This is a genomic window from Acinetobacter calcoaceticus DSM 30006 = CIP 81.8 (assembly GCF_000368965.1).
Taxonomy (GTDB): Bacteria; Pseudomonadota; Gammaproteobacteria; order Pseudomonadales; family Moraxellaceae; genus Acinetobacter; species Acinetobacter calcoaceticus.
Genome location: NZ_KB849779.1, coordinates 14,306 through 34,142 on the forward strand (window position 1 = coordinate 14,306; position 19,837 = coordinate 34,142).

General features: G+C 40.7%; 17 protein-coding genes, 2 tRNA genes and 2 rRNA genes. 7 read left to right on the plus strand and 14 right to left on the minus strand.

The genetic code is table 11. The annotated features are described in order from the left end of the window. The first annotated feature begins 10 nt into the window (after positions 1-10). The 5 genes from F936_RS02465 to F936_RS02485 all read left to right on the plus strand — a co-directional run bounded on the left by F936_RS02465 (position 11) and on the right by F936_RS02485 (position 3,395). Positions 11-667 carry a hypothetical protein gene (locus F936_RS02465; protein WP_005044672.1) on the plus strand — a complete coding sequence of 219 codons (657 nt, stop codon included), beginning with the start codon at positions 11-13 and terminating at the stop codon, positions 665-667. Between the two features lie 338 nt (positions 668-1,005). Continuing rightward, a complete protein-coding gene (locus F936_RS02470; protein ID WP_003656109.1) occupies positions 1,006-1,365 on the plus strand; it encodes a roadblock/LC7 domain-containing protein in 360 nt (119 codons plus the stop codon). Positions 1,366-1,448: 83 nt separating this feature from the next. Beyond that, positions 1,449-2,414: a hypothetical protein gene (locus tag F936_RS02475; protein ID WP_005044674.1), complete on the plus strand. Its 966-nt coding sequence runs from the start codon at positions 1,449-1,451 to the stop codon at positions 2,412-2,414. A gap of 8 nt (positions 2,415-2,422) precedes the next feature. Continuing rightward, positions 2,423-2,983, plus strand: a complete 561-nt coding sequence (locus F936_RS02480; RefSeq protein ID WP_005044677.1) for a GTP-binding protein — start codon at positions 2,423-2,425, stop codon at positions 2,981-2,983. Next, positions 2,976-3,395, plus strand: coding sequence for a roadblock/LC7 domain-containing protein (locus tag F936_RS02485; protein ID WP_005044679.1), 420 nt, complete (start codon positions 2,976-2,978; stop codon positions 3,393-3,395). Before F936_RS02480 ends, F936_RS02485 begins: the two co-directional genes overlap by 8 nt. A 49-nt stretch (positions 3,396-3,444) precedes the next feature. Here the strand turns inward: F936_RS02485 and F936_RS02490 are convergent, their stop codons facing one another. Genes F936_RS02490 through F936_RS02515 form a run of 6 tightly spaced genes read right to left on the minus strand, consistent with a single transcriptional unit; the run spans position 3,445 to position 11,812 of the window. Further along, positions 3,445-5,385, minus strand: a complete 1,941-nt coding sequence (locus F936_RS02490) for an acetyl/propionyl/methylcrotonyl-CoA carboxylase subunit alpha (protein ID WP_005044681.1) — start codon at positions 5,383-5,385, stop codon at positions 3,445-3,447. 18 nt (positions 5,386-5,403) lie between these two features. After that, positions 5,404-6,240, minus strand: coding sequence for an enoyl-CoA hydratase/isomerase family protein (locus tag F936_RS02495; RefSeq protein ID WP_004638686.1), 837 nt, complete (start codon positions 6,238-6,240; stop codon positions 5,404-5,406). Positions 6,241-6,250: 10 nt separating this feature from the next. Beyond that, the gene (locus F936_RS02500; protein ID WP_005044684.1) at positions 6,251-7,408 is read right to left on the minus strand and encodes an acyl-CoA dehydrogenase family protein; all 1,158 of its coding nucleotides are present in this window, start codon (positions 7,406-7,408) and stop codon (positions 6,251-6,253) included. Positions 7,409-7,450: 42 nt separating this feature from the next. After that, the gene (locus tag F936_RS02505; RefSeq protein WP_005044686.1) at positions 7,451-9,064 is read right to left on the minus strand and encodes an acyl-CoA carboxylase subunit beta; all 1,614 of its coding nucleotides are present in this window, start codon (positions 9,062-9,064) and stop codon (positions 7,451-7,453) included. Between the two features lie 10 nt (positions 9,065-9,074). Beyond that, positions 9,075-9,986: an SDR family oxidoreductase gene (locus tag F936_RS02510; RefSeq protein WP_005044688.1), complete on the minus strand. Its 912-nt coding sequence runs from the start codon at positions 9,984-9,986 to the stop codon at positions 9,075-9,077. Between the two features lie 20 nt (positions 9,987-10,006). After that, positions 10,007-11,812 carry an acyclic terpene utilization AtuA family protein gene (locus F936_RS02515; protein ID WP_005044690.1) on the minus strand — a complete coding sequence of 602 codons (1,806 nt, stop codon included), beginning with the start codon at positions 11,810-11,812 and terminating at the stop codon, positions 10,007-10,009. Between the two features lie 186 nt (positions 11,813-11,998). Here F936_RS02515 and F936_RS02520 point away from each other — a divergent pair, with 186 nt between their 5' ends. After that, positions 11,999-12,598 (plus strand): TetR/AcrR family transcriptional regulator, encoded by a 600-nt coding sequence (locus F936_RS02520; RefSeq protein ID WP_005044693.1) that lies wholly within the window; start codon positions 11,999-12,001, stop codon positions 12,596-12,598. Beyond that, complete coding sequence (locus F936_RS02525; protein ID WP_004638673.1) at positions 12,595-13,095, plus strand: GNAT family N-acetyltransferase; 501 nt, start codon at positions 12,595-12,597, stop codon at positions 13,093-13,095. Before F936_RS02520 ends, F936_RS02525 begins: the two co-directional genes overlap by 4 nt. Positions 13,096-13,145: 50 nt before the next feature. On the opposite strand, the gene F936_RS02530 is transcribed toward F936_RS02525, so the two are convergent. The 8 genes from F936_RS02530 to F936_RS02565 all read right to left on the minus strand — a co-directional run bounded on the left by F936_RS02530 (position 13,146) and on the right by F936_RS02565 (position 19,797). Then, complete coding sequence (locus F936_RS02530) at positions 13,146-14,309, minus strand: acyl-CoA dehydrogenase family protein (protein ID WP_004638672.1); 1,164 nt, start codon at positions 14,307-14,309, stop codon at positions 13,146-13,148. Between the two features lie 136 nt (positions 14,310-14,445). Continuing rightward, positions 14,446-15,009: a DUF4256 domain-containing protein gene (locus tag F936_RS02535; RefSeq protein WP_003656138.1), complete on the minus strand. Its 564-nt coding sequence runs from the start codon at positions 15,007-15,009 to the stop codon at positions 14,446-14,448. Between the two features lie 20 nt (positions 15,010-15,029). Continuing rightward, positions 15,030-15,380: a GFA family protein gene (locus F936_RS02540; RefSeq protein ID WP_005044695.1), complete on the minus strand. Its 351-nt coding sequence runs from the start codon at positions 15,378-15,380 to the stop codon at positions 15,030-15,032. Positions 15,381-15,501: 121 nt separating this feature from the next. Further along, a complete protein-coding gene (locus F936_RS02545; RefSeq protein ID WP_005044697.1) occupies positions 15,502-15,897 on the minus strand; it encodes a putative signal transducing protein in 396 nt (131 codons plus the stop codon). A gap of 130 nt (positions 15,898-16,027) precedes the next feature. Then, positions 16,028-16,142 (minus strand): 5S ribosomal RNA (gene rrf / locus F936_RS02550). Between the two features lie 182 nt (positions 16,143-16,324). Beyond that, positions 16,325-19,218: ribosomal RNA gene (locus tag F936_RS02555) — 23S ribosomal RNA — on the minus strand. 370 nt (positions 19,219-19,588) lie between these two features. Beyond that, a tRNA-Ala gene (locus F936_RS02560) sits at positions 19,589-19,664 on the minus strand. 56 nt (positions 19,665-19,720) lie between these two features. Beyond that, positions 19,721-19,797: transfer RNA gene (locus F936_RS02565), tRNA-Ile, on the minus strand. Positions 19,798-19,837: the final 40 nt, after the last annotated feature.

The following is a 19,837-nucleotide window of genomic DNA, read 5'->3' on the forward strand; positions in this document are numbered from 1 at the left end:
GGAAGAAAGCATGGCATTTGATTTAGTCCAATACTTTGCTGAGCAGATAAAAATTCAAAAGCCTCAGCTTTTAAATCAATATCCAGTTAATGAAAAAAATAAACTGATTGATGAGGTGAATATTCTTACGCTTGGAAAACTGATTAGTTTATGGCGCCAAGATGACAATAAGATTTATCATGAAGTAAAATCGGCAGATCCACTTTATATTCAGGAAGTTGCTCGACATTTAACAACTTCTAAGCATAACCAGTCAACTTTAAAAAATTCAGAATTAGAACAGAGTATTTCTGAAATTTTAACTTTGCAATTGGCTGAACTTAACCAGCTCGATGAAACAGGTGGTTTTGGGCATAATGGCCTAAAAGAATTAATTTTAGGTCAAGTCGAACACTTATCAGGTCAGGCAGAAGATTGGGTTTGGTCAACAAACCACCTAAATGAATTAATTGGTTCTAAACCTATGGAACAAGAAGAGCTATCATTGGATACAACAATGAAGGAGTTCAACCAAATGGTTCACCAAGCCCAACCTCATCATGATGACATGCATATTGAAGAACAAGCTGCCGAGATGTCTGTACCAACATGGTCAAAAATTATTGCCCCTGTCGTTGCTTTAGCAATTTTGGGCTACCTCTATTGTATTTATACACAGCTCGTTTAGTTTGATCATTGTTATAAAAAAGGGGAATTTGTTATTCCCCTTTTTGATTAAAATTAGCATATTTTATGAATCAATATTGTATTAATATTCTATTACAATTATTTTATCTAAGTTTGAAAATATATAATGTAAACCGCAGCACAGTATTAAAAGTATAATGTAAAAGTAATCTTATAATATTTTTTATAATCTGACATTTTCCGTCACTTATTCCCCAAAACTAAAACTTCACACGTTACTTGGTTGATTGACTTCAATTTGTGCAGAAATATAATGAATTTCAACTACTTTTAGGAAAAAGTAGTAAATATAATTTTAGAATCCTGAGAGATAAAAACATGGCTAAACTTTCTTTAGATAGCTTAACTGAAATTGATGGTTTTATTGCTTCTGCACTTGTTGATTCAGAAAGCGGTTTATCACTTGCAACACAAGGTGGTGGGGAAATTGATTTAGAATTGGCTGCTGCAGGAAACACGGAAGTAATTCGCGCAAAGCGAAATATCGCCAATGCATTGAAATTGAATGATAATATTGAAGATATTTTAATTACTTTAGGTAAGGCTTACCACTTAATTCGACCTTTAGAAAGTAATAATAATTTGTTCCTTTACTTAGTGCTTGACCGCAGCAAATCTAATTTAGCTATGGCCCGTCATGAGTTAAAGTCATTTGAAAAAGAGCTAGACTTTAGCTGATTAATCTAAGATGTGCTTTTTATATTTATTATAAAAAGCACATTAAAACTTCTATCTTATTCAATAAAATTTAATGTGATACTATGGATAGGCATTGCATAAATATTGCAACTTCTGGTTTAAACTCAAAAGTTTCAGATGAATTAAAAATACTAATCAGAAATTTTATATCTAATCAATACGGTATTAATTGGGTTAACATTTCAAGTAATCATATTGATCTATTATTAATTAACGAAAATTTTTTTGACTCTGACAATATTCAAAACATTCTTCAAAAGAAAAAGTTTCCTTATTTAAAAATTAGTAAAACTCCTTCAAAAAATGGATATCAAGTTTATGAACATACTCTGTATCTACCCCTAGAAAAAGTAGAACCTTTGTTAGAGTGGCTACAAAAAAATCTATTATCATTTTTAAATCAAAGTAGTGTTGCGATAGTTCCAGATTTATCTACTGAGCTCCTCATTATTGATGAGCAATTTATAAGAAATTTACATAGTCCAGAAAATACTAAATTACATTTATTTGATGATAAAGGCACTCTAGCTATTATTGATAACAGAGCTCAAATTGCTTGGGTAGAACCTTCTCGTCAAAAAGCACATACCAATATGAGCTTTAACTTTGCTTTTGCTAAAACATCTGATTTTACTAAGGTTTCTCGTAAAAAAAGTTATTGCTTACAAGACTGGTTATGGAACCTAGTTTGGTGTTCAAAAGACTTTGAAAATTTAGCTTCAGTTGATGGTTACTTCAAAATCGATCATTGGCCACAGCCTTACCAAAAAGAATATAGAAAAGTGAGCCTACAACTCTCCGCATGTTTTATACAGGGTGCAAAAATTACCGATGTTGCTAAACAACTCAACTTATCAATCGACGATGTCTTACGCTTCATTACGGCTTGTGTAATGGCAAATAACGGAAGATTTGTTTCTGCGAATAAATGCTCTTACGCACCAAACCCTCATTTAGAAACTTCAAATATAGACAATCATTTTTTTAAAAATTTTATAGGGAAGATTAGACGCCGCTTTGGTCTTTAGGAAACATTATGATTATACAGCAATATAAAATTGTCTTTGCAGGCAGCATGGGGGCTGGAAAAACAGAAGCGATTAAATCGTTATCTGAGATTCCAATTCTGGAAACAGAAGCATTCAATACCGATGTACAAAGTCACCAGAAAACCCAGACCACTGTAGGTATTGATTATGGTGAAATTACTCTAGATGATGGAATCAAAATTGGACTCTATGGCACCCCAGGACAAAGCCGTTTTGATTTTATATGGTCGGTTATTTGTGAAGGTGCGATCGGTATTATTTTATTATTAGATCATAATAGTCCGAATTCAATTGACGAACTAAATGACTACTTAAAAACCTTTAAAAATTATAATGATAATATTGCGATTGGTATTACTCATATTGATGAAAATAAAGAATCCTCTCTTCAGCAATATCGTAATTGGATAAAAGCAAATGAACTGACTTATCCCTTATTCTTCATTGATGCACGAGAGCAAGAACATATTTTAATGATGGTTGAGTCATTAATTGCATCAATTGAAGTTAAGGTCGGGTCAGTACCACAGGGGAATAATCATGCTTAGTATTCCATCTCAAAAACGAACAGCACCAACGCAATTGCTACAACTCGCAAAAAGTGAAGCTCATACTATTTTGATGAATACACGCGGTGTAGATTTCGTGATGATTTGCTCTTCTGATGGTTTTGAATTAGCAACAGTGAGCCATAAAAACTACCACAACACCACTAAATTAGCGGCTGTCAGCAGTTCAATTTTGGCAATGGTGACTGCATTTTTAAAAGAAATTCAACTCACAGGCTGTAATAACATCACGCTAGACGCAGATAATGGCAAAGCCATTTTGACAGCTATTCCTGCTGTTCATCACCCGATGGTCATGGTCACCTTAAGTAATAAAGAGGTTCTTTTGGGACAACTGCTGTATAGCCTGAAAAAAGCGAGCCAGATCATTGCCGAGGCTGATGGAGAATAAATCATGATTCTCCACTAAAAAATACCGCTCATATAGAGCGGTATTTTTATTAAATTTGAATACTAAATAGCATTTGCCGTTTTTTTACTTGTTGCCCTTGCTGTCCTAAAATATCTTCGACTACACCATCGACATCAGATCTAATCTGTTGCTGGATCTTCATAGCTTCAAGTACCAGTAAGGTTTGCCCTTTCACGACTTGATCGCCTTTATTGACCAAGATATTGATCACAGCACCATCCATAGGTGCACGAATTTTACCATCTCCCGCAACATCAGCCGTTTCTGGAGCAGCGTAAGTCACATTGCGAATCGCAACATTGCCATTATCTCGATCTAAATACAGCTGATCGCCGTCTAAAACATATTGAACACGGCGGCGTATACCATCAACAACATAAGTCAGTTGCTCATCTGTTTTCTCAATGACTTCAATACAAACAGTTTGATCACAGAGCTGTACCGTAAATGTGTTATTTACAGATGAAAGCTGTAACTGGATTTGCTGATCGTCATATTTTAGTTTTAAGGGTAATGGAACACCAAGCCCGGTTTGCCATACCGCAGTACCTTTATTTTGGCTAAATAATGCCGCGGCAATAGCCAAGATTTCTAAAGATAAAACCTGAGAGTGTAAGCTGCTGTCATCTTGAAAGTGCTGTTGAATGAATGCGGTATTCGTATCACCGGCCACAACAACTGGATGACGTAATAAATTAACCAAGAACTGTTTATTGCTGTTCACGCCCAGCAAAACACAATCATCTACAGCACGAGCCAGCAGACGAATCGCATCCTCTCGAGTTTTACCGTATGCAATCACTTTAGCCACCATCGGGTCGTAGAAAGGGCTAACTTCATCTGTTGCTAACATGCCATGATCAATTCGTACATTTGGCAAAATTGTGGGTTTCCAACGTAAAACTTGACCTGTTTGCGGCAAGAAATCTTGACGTGGATCTTCAGCATACAAACGGACTTCAATTGCATGGCCCTTGATAGACAATTCATGTTGTTGCAATGGTAAATGCTCGCCATTAGCGACACGCAATTGCCATTCAACCAAATCTAATCCTGTAATAAGTTCAGTAACCGGATGCTCAACCTGCAAGCGTGTATTCATTTCTAGAAAATAGAATTCACCCGATGCATCAAGCAAAAACTCAACAGTTCCCGCGCCTACATAAACACATGCTTTGGCAGCTGCAACAGCAGCCTCTCCCATTTGCTGACGCAGTTCGGGTGTCATGACTGGACAGGGTGCTTCTTCTACAACCTTTTGGTGACGGCGTTGAATCGAACAATCACGCTCGAACAAATACACATAATTGCCATGCGTATCGCCAAAAACTTGAATTTCAACATGGCGCGGCGCAATCACTGCTTTTTCTAAAATAAGCTCACCTGAACCAAATGCATTTTCAGCTTCTGAACGTGCAGTTTGTAAAGCCTCTACAAGCTGGGATGACTGCTGAACCAAACGCATACCACGACCACCACCGCCAGCAGAAGCTTTCACCATTAGCGGGTAACCAATCTGCTCTGCTTGTGTAGCCAAATATTCAAGGTCTTGACGATCTCCCTCGTAGCCCGGCACACAAGGTACACCCGCTTCAATCATAGCAATTTTTGAAAGTCGTTTACTCCCCATCAACTCAATTGCCGAAGCTGTTGGACCGATAAAAGTAATTTGGTTATCTATACAGGCCTGAGCAAAATCGGTATTTTCTGATAAAAAGCCATAACCAGGATGCACAGCATCCGCGCCTGTTTTTTTGCAAGCTTCTATAATTTTGGTAATTGAAAGATAAGATTCAGATACTTTAGAAGCTCCAATATAAACTGCTTCATCAGCTTCTTGCACATGGCGAGCATTACGGTCTGCATCGGAATAGACCGCCACAGTTTGATAACCCATTGCCCTTGCTGTCTGCATCACCCGAACTGCTATTTCACCACGATTGGCAACCAGTACTTTTGAAAATTTCATTGTTTTTATCCTTATCTTTTATTGTTCATCGGCCCAATTCGGCAACCGTTTTTGAATAAAAGCCATCGTTCCCTCTTGCCCTTCAACACCACCAACCGCTTGAGCAAATTGTTGCGCAGCATCATCAAGCAAATGATTCAATGGTTCATTGAGTGTTCGCTGTAATAGTGCTTTCGTCATACGTGAAGCTTGTGGTGCAGCGCGTTTAATTTGCTGAATAGTTTCCTGTAATTCCTGCTCTAGCTCTAATTCATTATGAGCAATCTGATGGATTACTCCGACATTGAGCGCCGTAGGTCCTTCAAAACGCATCCCCAACAAAGCAAGTCGTCTAGCCTGAGTTAGACCAATACGCTTCACTACAAAAGGAGCAATCTGCGCAGGAATTATTCCTAGCCCAGTTTCAGGCAATCCAAACTGGGCATTGTCACGGCTAATCGCAATATCGGAAACACATACCAGACCAAAACCTCCGCCTAGAACAGCCCCTTCTAAAATCACTACAACTGTCTGCGGGGCGGTTTCAACTTGCTCAAGCATGGCACCAAAATGGCGGTTAAAATCAGCATAAGGTTGTAGGCTACCGACATTGCTCGCTTCAACTCTCAAAGCTACCATATCTTTAATATCACCACCTGCGCAAAAAGTTCCTCCTTCACCACGGATGATGACCGCACGAATCGAAAGATCATCTTGAATAGCAGCAAAGACCTGTTGAATCGCATTAACCATATTCAAATTCATGGCATTACGGCTCTCTGGTCGGTTTAACCAGAGGTATAAAATACTACCGTCCTGTTCTAATTGAATGCTGTCATCAATATCTAAAGCTTGTAGAGATTTGGAAAGTGTCATGGCTTATTCCTTATTTTTGTTTTTTTGGCAAGATATCCATAAGTTTGCAGATAATCCCCAACATAATCTCATCGGCTCCACCACCAATAGAACCTAAGCGGCCGTCACGGTAAAGCTGAGATGCAGGGTTATCCCACATAAAGCCATTGCCACCCCAATATTGCAAACAGCTATCTGCAACTTCACGGGTTAAACGTCCTGATTTCAGCTTTGCCATTGAAGCCAGCATGCTGACATCTTCACCTGCAATGTGTTTTTCACATGCTTGGTAGGTTAATGCTTTTAGCGCTTCCACTTCAGTCATGAGTTCAGCAAAGCGGAAATGGATATACTGATTATTGATGAGTGGCTGACCGAAAGTGGTACGCTCTTTGGTATAGGCAATGGTTTTTTGAATTAATGTTTCCAATCCTCCAATCGAATTGGCACATGCCCACAGGCGCTCTTCCTGAAATTGCATCATCTGCATCATAAAGCCCATGCCTTCTGCACCGACTAAATTACGCTGTGGCACACGCACGTTATCTAAATAAACTTGTGCTGTGGTGGTTGAACGCATTCCTAATTTATTGAGCGGTTCTGAAAAACTAATGCCTTTAGTTTTTGCCGGTACAATAATCATCGATTTATTGACGTGCGGTTTATCGTCAGAAGTGTTAGCTAGAAGGCAGAAAAAGTCGGCTTGTAATGAGTTGGTAATCCACATTTTGCTGCCGTTAATCACATAATCATCACCATCTTTTTTGGCTGTAGTTTTAATTGCCGCCACATCAGAACCAGCATGAACTTCAGATACAGCAATCGATGCCACATATTCCCCAGCAATGGCTGGTGTTAAAAACTCATCACGTAATTCTTTACGACCAAAATGTGCGAGAGCTGGTGTTGCCATATCGGTTTGTACACCAATTGCTAAGGGCACGCCCCCACAAGCTGCACGGCCAATTTCCTCGGCAACAACAAGGTTATAAGAATAATCTAAAGCTAAACCACCATTTTCTTCAGGCTTACAAATCCCTAATAAACCAAGGTCACCCATCTTTTTAAATACATCATGAATCGGGAAACGACCCGCCTCTTCCCATTCTGGAATATTCGGATTTAGCTCATTTTCAACAAATTGACGAGCTGTACGGCGTAATGCTTCATGTTCGGCAGTAAATTTCATTACATTCTTCCTGATAATTTTTTTAATTGCGGTAAAAGTTGCTTAAAAGCGAGACACCCCAAAACGGCTTGGATTCAATGTCCGCTGCTGTGCTTCATAAATGGTTTGTAAAAGGAAAATCAGTAATTTTCTGGTATCGCGAGGGTCAATAATGCCGTCGTCATGCAACATGGCAGTGTTGAAAAGTGCGGTAGACTGTTGCTCCAATTTCATGGCTGTACTTTGCTCAAGAAAATCGAGCATTTGAGGATTAGGCTCCTGACCTGAAGCTTTTTGCTTGCCTTCCGCCACAATACGTAAGACTTTTCCAGCCTGAGCGGCGCCCATTACAGCAACATGTGAGTTCGGCCAAGCAAAAATAAAATCGGGTGATAAACTACGTCCACACATCGCATAGTTGCCAGCTCCATACGACCCAGCTACCACAATCGAAATTTTTGGCACAGTACAACTGGCAACAGCCTGAATTAATTTTGAACCATGTTTGATAATACCGTTTTGCTCTGCATCTGTTCCCACCATAAAACCCGTGGTGTTATGCAAGAACAATAGCGGACGCTGTGTCTGTTCACACAGGTGAATAAACTGAGCTGTTTTCGCCGCACCTTGAGGGGTAATCGGACCATTATTAGTGATAATACCGATATGCAAGCCACCAATTTTTGCCCAGCCACATACTGTTAAATCATCATATTCCTGCTTAAATTCAAGAAAATCTGAATCATCAACAATTCGGGCTACCACTTCTTTCATATCGAATGGTTGTTTAGGATCACTTGGAATCACACCCAATAATTCATCGGCATCGTAACGAGGTTCTTTATAGACTGCATCAACTTGTTTGATCTGTTCTTTCCAGTTCAGATGCTCAAAAATTTCACGTGCAAGTCGAATACCATCGGCATCATTTTCTGCCAAATATTCGGCGGTTCCAGCAATTTGAGAGTGCATTTCCGCTCCACCCAATTCCTCCGCTGTAGCAACTTCACCCGTGGCAGCCAGAAGTAACGGTGGACCTGCAAGAAGCATTTCGGTTTGTTTACGTACCGCAATGACATAATCAGAAAGCCCAGGTTGATAAGCACCACCTGCTGTCGCATTACCATGTACAACAGCCAGTTGTGGAATACCTTCTGCAGAAAGGCGTGCCTGATTGGCAAAGGTCATACCACCGTAGGTAAATACTTCTGCTGCATAATTTAAGTTAGCGCCACCACTTTCGGTTAGGGTAATCAGCGGAAGTTTTTGTTCTAAGGCAATTTTTTGCAAGCGTAAGGTTTTCTGTACACCCATGGGCGACATGGTTCCACCCTTAATTGCACTATTACTTGCAGAGACTAGGCAACGCACACCACTAACAAAACCAATGCCAGCAATCACGCCACCACCAGCTTCCGAGCCATCTTTATCATCATGCATGTTGTAGCCAACCAAGCCACATAACTCGATGAAAGGAGAATCAGCATCTAGCATTAACCGCACGCGTTCATGGGGCAAAATTTTGCCTTTTTTATCGAACTTTGGTTTAGCAGCGTATGATTTATCAATGCTTTTTTTCTGAATTGCACGGACCTCACTCAACTGAGCAAGTAGAGCATCTTTATTCTTTTGATACTGTTCACTACCAACAGCAATTTCAGACTGGAGAATGGTCATTCTTTATTCCTCACTCCAAGCCTAAATTATTGTTTTGCTCGGCTTTTTCAGTCTTATCTTTTTTAAAAATTTCAGGGATAAACGCACGATGGAAACCATTATAAGATTCGCTATTTATCGCGTCGCCTAGCGGATACATTCGTGTTCCCTGCGATGCAGCCCCATCAATACGCAAAGTCACACCAGAGACAAAAGCCGCAGCATCAGATAACAAATAGCAAATTGCGGATGAAACTTCTGACTCGGTTCCCATACGCTTTAAAGGCACATTGCCAGCAAGACTTGGAATAATCACCTTGGCAAAATCACCGCTATAATTGTCCATTCCAGATGAAACAATCCAACCCGGCGCTACAGCATTCACTCGAACGCTAGATTTCCCCCACTCGACCGATGCTGTTTTGGTTAAGTTATCAACCCCCGAACGTGCAGCACCTGAATGTCCCATTCCTGGCATGCCGCCCCACATATCGGCAGTCATGTTGACAATACTGCCACCATGTTTTGCCATCCATTGGTTATAAGCTTCACGCATTAAATAGAAAGTTGAATGCAGATTATTACGCACGACTGCATCAAAGCCGTTCGCAGAGATATTATCTAATGCGGAAGGAAACTGACCGCCCGCGTTATTAACCAAACCATCAAGCTTGCCGAACCTCTCAATCACTTCAGCAATCATATTCTTAACTTGTTCTTCTTCTCGGTTATCACACACAACAAAATGAATGAGTCCGCCATCTTCTGTAATTTCTTGGCTTACTTTCTCTAATTTTTCAATTTTTCGTCCTGTAATCACCACTTGAGCGCCAAGGGCTGCAAGCTCATGTGCCGTACAACGGCCAATTCCTGAGCCCCCACCTGTCACAATAATGACTTTATTAGCAAAAGCATCTGGTCTAAAAATTGATTGATAACTCATCTTTGTTTCATCCATTCATTTTATTTTTCTAAAAGATTTGCCGGAACTTTTACAGGCATATCCAATAATTGTTGAGCAAATGCTTTGCCTTGTGGGTCAATACGCAGGCTTGCAACACCGCCACCACCCAAGGCATTTTCCAACATAAAATTCAACGCATTTAAACCTGGCAATTCATAACGAATTACTCGTCCTTTTTCAGCATCCAAAACATGTTTCATATAACTTGCAACAGCTTGCTCTGTGAGTGCTGCACGAATCCAAGGTAAATATTCTGCTTTACGCGCAATCACGCCAATATTGCTATGATTGCCTTTATCACCACTACGAGCATGCGCAATTTCAATCAAAGGAATTTCTACTTCATCTCCTTGATAAACTGCTGTCTCACCTGCTGCAAAAGTATTTAATTGCTGAGTAGAAGACCCTTCAGGAATTTCAACAGGATAGCGTTTCCCATCAAAATCAACTTCCACATTGACCTGATTTTTATCAATTAAAAATGAAAATAACTTAATCACTGGAGATGCCTTAGGCCGTCCTCCAACGATTCCCGCTAAGGCTGGAGCCATTCCTGTTGAAGCCTGTGCAATTTCAGATGCAAAGAACATACACGCTTCTTTAAACATGTGTTTTACAGCAATTTTGACGACTACTTCGCGGCTATTTAATGCTTGGGCATGTGCGCCATAAGTACTTTCGATGCCTAAAATTTCAACAGATTTTTCACTAAAAGGGGGTACTGAACGCATGGCCAGTACACGCTCACATTTAGTTAAAATGGCATCGGCAATGACTTGCGCTTTTTGTTGTGCTTCACGCCCTGCGATTAGAAAGCTGACTAAAACTCGATAACCATCAGGATAAGTTGCACTCACTTTATATTGTGCTGTAGGTGCTTGCCCTATTGCACCAGTCACACGCACTCGATGCTCACCAACTTGTTCTAGGTGCACCTGACTAAAATCAGCAATCACATCTGGTAATAAATAGGCTTGTGGATTGCCAATTTCATAAACAATTTGCTCAGCAACCGTTGCGGTAGAAACCAATCCACCTGTACCTTGCGGTTTAGTGACTACAAATGAGCCGTCCTCACTGACTTCAACCACTGGAAATCCCATATTGTCGAAGCCTTGAACCAAACGCCAATCAGTAAAATTCCCGCCCGTACATTGAGCGCCACATTCAATCACGTGTCCTGCCAATGAACCTTGCGCCAATTTGTCATAGTCCTCTAAAGACCACTGATATTCATGAAGCAATGGAGCAAGAACCACAGCCGAATCTACAACACGGCCCGTAATCACAATATCTGCACCTAAATTTAGGGCATCACGAATGCCCACTGCACCTAAATAAGCATTACTGCTCGCCACCTGTTCTGGCAAAGCCTCCCCGCTAAACATTTCTTGAATATTTTGTTGTTTTAACTGTTCTTGCTTTGCTAAAAGATCATCACCTAAGACCACGGCCACTTTCAGGTTTAAACCATATTCACTAATTATTTTTTGCAAAGCATCCCGGCAAGCAAGCGGATTTACCCCACCTGCATTACTAATCACCTTAATCTTTTTTTCTGCAATTTTTTTAAGTAGAGGTGCCATTACTCGACTAACAAAATCTAAGGCATAACCATGTTTCGGCTCTACCATTTTCGCTTTTGCCATAATCGACATCGTAATTTCTGACAAATAATCAAAAACCAAATAATCAATATCGGTTAAATGCACCAATTGAAAAGCAGCAGTATTGGTATCTCCCCAAAATCCGGAGGCGCAACCTATCTTTACGACACGCTCATCATCCTGTTGATTACTTGCCATCTTATTTCTCGTTGTTCTGTTTAAAAATTAGTCCCAACGTTACCAAGCAAGCGCTTGGTTTGTAAAGAGCAAAATGTTATTGTGATGTTGACCAAATCTTCCAAAATCGATAATCATTCTGAAATATGGTGAGATTTAGCAAAAAATTTCAGTATTCATTTTTATTTAAAGGGTCAAACCGCACGTATGATTGCTACTTCAATTGAACAGATTCCAAATATCTCTTGCTTTGATGACAGCCCACGTGGTCGTTTATTACAAGGTGCCGCGTACCTATTCCACAAGCAAGGCTATGACAAAACTACTGTCCGTGAACTAGCTCAATTTATTGGAATTCAATCAGGAAGTTTGTTCCATCACTTCAAAAGTAAAGATGACATTCTTGCCCATGTGATGGAGCAAACCATCATTTATAACCTAGCTCGTTTAGAAGATGCAGCAACTCAATCTACAGATCCAGAGCAACAATTACGTGCCCTAATTAAAGCAGAACTCATCTCGATTACTGGAGATACAGGTGCTGCCATGGCTGTGTTGGTTTATGAATGGTTTGCTCTTTCAAAAGAAAAACAAGATTATCTATTGAAAATGCGTAATGAATATGAGCTAATTTGGTTAGATGTTATTGAAAAGTTACGCACAAAGGGCAAGATAAAGCATGATGCCTTTATTTGGCGACGTTTAGTTGGTGGAGCGATTTCATGGACCGTAACTTGGTATAAACCTGAAGGAAAGGTCAAAATTGATGAAGTGACCGAAATGGTTTGGGAGATGGCTTTGAAATGAGTTCAGTCTATTTACGTAAACCTCAAATAAATGACTTGGCTGAAATTAAAGAAGCTTATGAACGCAGTGTTCAATTGCATCAACCTTGGACTTATCCACCCTCTGACTTTAAACAATATTTAACACAAGAACATCGTTATTTTGTTTGCTTAACCGAAAGCCATACAATTGTCGGAACTTTTAATATCTCTAACATTATCAGAGGTTATTTTCACTCGGCTTACTTAGGTTATGAAGTATTTCATCCCTATCAAGGCCGTGGATATATGAAAGCAGGCCTGAAATTATTACTTAGTGAAGCATTCGAAAAACTAAACTTACATAGATTAGAAGCAAATATACAACCTGAAAATATTGCTTCAATTCATCTGGTTGCAAATGCAGGTTTTATCAAAGAGGGCTTTTCTCGACAATATCTTCGAGTAGGTGGAAAAGACTGGAAAGATCATGAACGTTGGGCGATTTTAAATGAAATGTGGAATAAAACCTCAGGATAGATAGATCAAGAATGAGATAAGGCAGCTTAAAAGCCGCCTTATAAATAGACTTAATAACCCAACTGCTTACTAATCAAATCTTTCATAATTTCTTCAGCGCCCCCACCAATCATATTGACCTTCACCTCACGATAAATACGCTCAGATTTAGTTCCACGCATGAACCCCATGCCTCCCAATGTTTGTACAGCTGCATCAGCACAAAATTGCATAGTACGTGTAGCAACATTTTTAAGCATTGAAATTTGAGCTACGAGCTCTGGCCCCTGCAACTTTGGTTGAGTCATTTTCCATGCGGTTTCTTCAAGTAATGCCCGTGTTGAGGTCAATTGTGTCGCCATATCCACCAACTTATGACGAACTACTTGATGATCAATTAATCGCTTACCAAAAGTCTTACGTTGCTGAGCCCAATCTAAAGCTTCTTCATAACACACCAGTGCATAACCATAAGCCACTACACCTAAGAAAAAACGCTCCATATTAAAGTTATTCATAATTACTTTAAAACCAGCATTTTCTTTACCTAAAAGATTTGATGCAGGCACTTTAACTTGGTCAAAATGCAAATGTGCTGTATCTGAAGCCCACCACCCCATTTTCTTTAAAGGTGTTTTAGTGATTCCTTCACTCTGGGCATCAATCAGCAACATCGAAATACCTTCAGCACCCGATTTAGTCGGGTCTGTACGCACCGCAACTGTATAGTAATCAGCGCGAATTCCTGAAGTGATAAAGGTTTTCTCACCAGAAACAATATAATAATCACCCTCTCGAATGGCCTTAGTCTGAAGTGCAGCAACATCTGACCCACCACTTGGTTCAGTAATGGCTAAGGCAGAAATTTTTTCACCAGAAATAATACTAGGGAGAACTCTAGCCTTTAATTCTTCACTACCAAAATGCTGAATCGGTGGTGCACCAATGGTATGTACCATCAATGAGATATGTACTCCACCAGAGCCAGCCTTCGCCATTTCTACACCAGCCAGCAATGAATAGAATGGATCAGCATCTGGAATACCACCATATTCTTCAGAAAACCCTAATCCTAATAAACCAATCTCAGCAGCTTTCTTGTATAGTTCTCTTGGAAATGTCTCGGCTTCATCCCACTCATTGACAAAAGGTGCCATTTCTTTTTGTACAAATCGACGAACATTATCAGCAAAAGCAATGTGTTGTTCATTATAGTAAATTGGGTTGGATTGCATTTTTAGAGATATCCTAATGTTTTTATTTAATTCCAAGGCATATCTTGGCATGTTTGGCATCAATCAAAAGTTGCAAGAATCTCCAATTTCTTGGCATAAAACATCAAACCTAATTATTCTTATTAAAATGCAAAGTCTATACTCTTAAACAGCAACGAAATCCACGAACTGCGTAATACGATTGTGCACCATTATGGTAAACAAAAACACGGCCATAACGACGGTCAGCAAAAATTGCTCCATCTAATTGGCGAATCTCATCTGGAGTTGCAAGCCAACTTGATGTTTTAAGATCAAACTCGCCTAACTTTTGTAATTGATGATATTGCTCTTCTGTTAGAAGTTCGACTCCCATTTCTATAGCAATATCGATTGCACTATTTTTAGGTGGGTGATCTTTTCTAGACTCTAAAGCTTCACGATCATAACAAAGACTTCTACGGCCTTTTGGTGTCTCAGGAGAGCAATCCATAAACAAATATTCATCACTATGTTGATCATAAGCCACCACGTCAGGCTCTCCTCCCGTATTTTCCATTTCTTGCAATGACCATAGTTTGTCAGGAGATTTAATTAGTTTAGTCTGCACACTCGGCCATTCTATTTCTCTATGACGATGTGAATTCTTTTCAAATCTATCTTTTAGTAGCTCAACAAGTGTTTCTATTTGCTTTGGAGCTAATTGCTTTTTAATTACCATTTGATAAATCCTTATATTTATTAAGCTGAACGTCCATCAAAATAATTTATTTTTATTTTTTCTAAATCCATGTCATCTATGCATCGAACATTAATAGCAAAGATAGCATTACCCTTTGCATCTGTACCTTGAGCATAAGGATGAATACCACACATTTTACAGAAATGATGATTAATCACATGTTTGTTAAAAGTGTAATTCGCCAAATTTTCAGGGGTTTCTAAAGAAATCTTAACTTGCTTACTTGGTAAGAACCAAAGCAAAGAACCTTTCTTCTGACATATTGAACAATTGCAAGATAAAACCTCTGATAACTCTCCTTCCGCTACAAATTTAATCGAACCACAATGACAACTTCCTTGATATTCCATACCTATTTTTCCTTTTTCCTGTTCTAATTTTTTATAATATTCTTCTTAATAGTTTAATTTTTTATCATTTTGTAGAATTTATTTTCTCTACATCACTCAAACATATAAATTAAAATAATGCTTAATTCCAAAAATATTGACACCTCTTACATCTACTACCATTTTTAAAAGAGAATAAAGGTAGACCAAAGAACATGAAGGCTAAAAAAGTTGATTTTTTCCCTTTTGTATAAGCTTGTATATCTCGACTTCCACAATGAGGGCAACATTCTTTATTCTTTCCAAATTTTTGCTCTAACTCATCACTAAAATCCCTCTCAAGAAGAGCCTTTGATTCCTCAACATAGTTTTCTGGAACTAATAGACGAACTCCACCTAAAGCATTGGAATAAAACCAATCCATATTAATAGTGTGTTCATTTTCAATATATACAGGAATACCAAAAGCTTCTAACTGAGTTTTTGCAATTTGAGCTTCATAAGGAAAAGAGAACGTTTTAACTAATATCCATTGCATAGGTATATTTCAAATAATAGCAGGGAGTTAAGGGCTAAAAATATCATTTTTAACCAGTTAAAGCATTAATCCCCTTTTTCAGGCATAAAAAAACACCCTCAACTGTTAAGTTGAGGGTGTTTGAATAATGAGCTGGCGATGACTTACTCTCACATGGGAAACCCCACACTACCATCAGCGCTAAGAGGTTTCACTTCTGAGTTCGGGAAGGGATCAGGTGGTTCACTCTTGCTATGGTCGCCAGCACAACTGGTATGGATACTTGCATTGGTCTTATTGGTTGCCGATGCGTTTTCCAAATCTTTACAGATGGGCTGATTGAGTCTTACTATATTTTGTTCATTTTAGCTAAGCGTATAACTAAATCAAGTTGCTTTGCATATTAATGAATCGATTGATGCTTTATATACAACTGCTTGGGTGTTGTATAGTCAAGCCTCACGAGCAATTAGTATTGGTCAGCTTCACATATCACTATGCTTCCACATCCAACCTATCAACGTCCTAGTCTCGAACGGCTCTTTAGAGGACATAAAGTCCTAGGGAAATCTTATCTTGAGGTAGGCTTCCCGCTTAGATGCTTTCAGCGGTTATCCCTTCCGAACATAGCTACCCGGCGATGCGACTGGCGTCACAACCGGTACACCAGAGGTTCGTCCACTCTGGTCCTCTCGTACTAGGAGCAGATCCTCTCAAATTTCCAGCGCCCACGGTAGATAGGGACCGAACTGTCTCACGACGTTCTAAACCCAGCTCGCGTACCTCTTTAAATGGCGAACAGCCATACCCTTGGGACCTGCTTCAGCCCCAGGATGAGATGAGCCGACATCGAGGTGCCAAACACCGCCGTCGATATGAACTCTTGGGCGGTATCAGCCTGTTATCCCCAGAGTACCTTTTATCCGTTGAGCGATGGCCCTTCCATACAGAACCACCGGATCACTAAGACCTACTTTCGTACCTGCTCGACTTGTGGGTCTCGCAGTTAAGCGCGCTTTTGCCTTTATACTCTACGCGTGATTTCCGACCACGCTGAGCGCACCTTCGTACTCCTCCGTTACTCTTTAGGAGGAGACCGCCCCAGTCAAACTACCCACCAGACATGGTCCTCGCCCCGGATTACGGGGCAGAGTTAGAACCTCAACATTACCAGGGTGGTATTTCAAGGACGGCTCCATTGGAACTAGCGTTCCAACTTCAAAGCCTCCCACCTATCCTACACAAGTAAGGTCAAAGTTCAATGTCAAGCTGCAGTAAAGGTTCACGGGGTCTTTCCGTCTAGCCGCGGGTACACTGCATCTTCACAGCGATTTCGATTTCACTGAGCCTCTGCTGGAGACAGCGCCGCCATCATTATGCCATTCGTGCAGGTCGGAACTTACCCGACAAGGAATTTCGCTACCTTAGGACCGTTATAGTTACGGCCGCCGTTTACTGGGGCTTCGATCAAGAGCTTCGCTTACGCTAACCCCATCAATTAACCTTCCAGCACCGGGCAGGCATCACACCCTATACGTCCACTTTCGTGTTTGCAGAGTGCTATGTTTTTAATAAACAGTTGCAGCGGCCTGGTTTCTGTGGCTGTCATCAGCTCAGGAAGCAAGTTCCATCACCAACAACAGCGTACCTTCTCCCGAAGTTACGGTACCATTTTGCCTAGTTCCTTCAGCAGAGTTCTCTCAAGCGCCTTGGTCTACTCGACCTGACCACCTGTGTCGGTTTAGGGTACGATTCCTGTGTAACTGAAGCTTAGAGACTTTTCCTGGAAGCATGGTATCAGCCACTTCGCTGTACAAGTACAGCTTGCTATCAGATCTCAGCATAGAGCACCCCGGATTTGCCTAAGATGCATGCCTACTTCCTTTCACCTGGACAACCAACGCCAGGCTGACTTAACCTTCTCCGTCCTCTCATCGCATTACACAGAAGTATTGGAATATTAACCAATTTCCCATCGACTACGCCTTTCGGCCTCGCCTTAGGGGTCGACTCACCCAGCCCCGATTAACGTTGGACTGGAACCCTTGGTCTTTCGGCGAACGGGTTTTTCACCCGTTTTGTCGTTACTCACGTCAGCATTCGCACTTCTGATACCTCCAGCATACTTCTCAATACACCTTCATCGGCTTACAGAACGCTCCCCTACCACTTGACTTAAAAGTCAAATCCGCAGCTTCGGCACATAGTTTTAGCCCCGTTACATCTTCCGCGCAGGCCGACTCGACTAGTGAGCTATTACGCTTTCTTTAAAGGGTGGCTGCTTCTAAGCCAACCTCCTAGCTGTCTATGCCTTCCCACATCGTTTCCCACTTAACTATGATTTTGGGGCCTTAGCTGGCGGTCTGGATTGTTTTCCTCTTGACTACGGACGTTAGCACCCGCAGTCTGTCTCCCGGATAGTACTCATAGGTATTCGGAGTTTGCATCGGTTTGGTAAGTCGGGATGACCCCCTAGCCGAAACAGTGCTCTACCCCCTATGGTATTCGTCCGAGGCGCTACCTAAATAGCTTTCGGGGAGAACCAGCTATCACCAGGCTTGATTAGCCTTTCACCCCTATCCACAAGTCATCCCCTGGCTTTTCAACGACAGTGGGTTCGGTCCTCCAGTTAGTGTTACCCAACCTTCAACCTGCTCATGGATAGATCGCCTGGTTTCGGGTCTATACCCAGCAACTAAACGCCCTATTAAGACTCGATTTCTCTACGGCTCCCCTATACGGTTAACCTCGCTACTGAATATAAGTCGCTGACCCATTATACAAAAGGTACGCAGTCACCGAACAAGTCGGCTCCCACTGCTTGTATGCATGCGGTTTCAGGATCTATTTCACTCCCCTCACAGGGGTTCTTTTCGCCTTTCCCTCACGGTACTGGTTCACTATCGGTCAGTCAGGAGTATTTAGCCTTGGAGGATGGTCCCCCCATATTCAGACAAGGTTTCACGTGCCTCGCCCTACTCGTCATCATTATGTGTGCCCTTTCGTGTACGGGAATATCACCCTCTACGTTCGCACTTCCCAGAGCGTTCCACTAAAACACACATAACTTAATGGGCTGATCCCCGTTCGCTCGCCGCTACTAAGGGAATCTCAATTGATTTCTTTTCCTAAGGGTACTGAGATGTTTCACTTCCCCTCGTTCGCCTTGCAACACTATGTATTCATGTTGCAATACCTACCTTAAAGTAGGTGGGTTCCCCCATTCAGAAATCTCCGGATCAAAGGATATTTGCCGCCTCCCCGGAGCTTATCGCAGGCTATTACGTCTTTCATCGCCTCTGACTGCCAAGGCATCCACCACATGCACTTAATTACTTGACTATACAACCCCAAACAGTCGTTATTACCTACAAGGAGTAATAAGACATGATCAATGATTTCTCATCAATCTCTTACAGTTTGAAGTACTGTGTATTTAAACACTGTACAGCTTCAATCTAATTCATATACCAAAACGCTTGATTCAGTTAATTTGCTAGTTCTCAATTAATTCCAAGATCAGAATTACTTCCTCTCTCTTCATTATTGAGTGAACAATTTATTTCAGACTCAATTTTGCCAATCTGTTAATGAATAAACATGCCTTCGTCAGGTCATGCTTAATACCGTGATACTTAAATCACAGAAGTTAATAAACCAAGATTTAAATCTTTATTTACTAATTTCTGTAATCCGAACTTCTCTTAAGTTCTGGTGGAGACTAGGAGAGTCGAACTCCTGACCTCCTGCGTGCAAAGCAGGCGCTCTACCAACTAAGCTAAGTCCCCAGCTTACATCATCAGTTATGTATCTTCTTTTCTATAACTTCAACCAGTCAAAGTCATGGTGGGTCTGACAAGACTTGAACTTGTGACCCCACGCTTATCAAGCGTGTGCTCTAACCAACTGAGCTACAGACCCTCAGATACATCTATGAAGAACAACTTGTTGTGGATTCTTA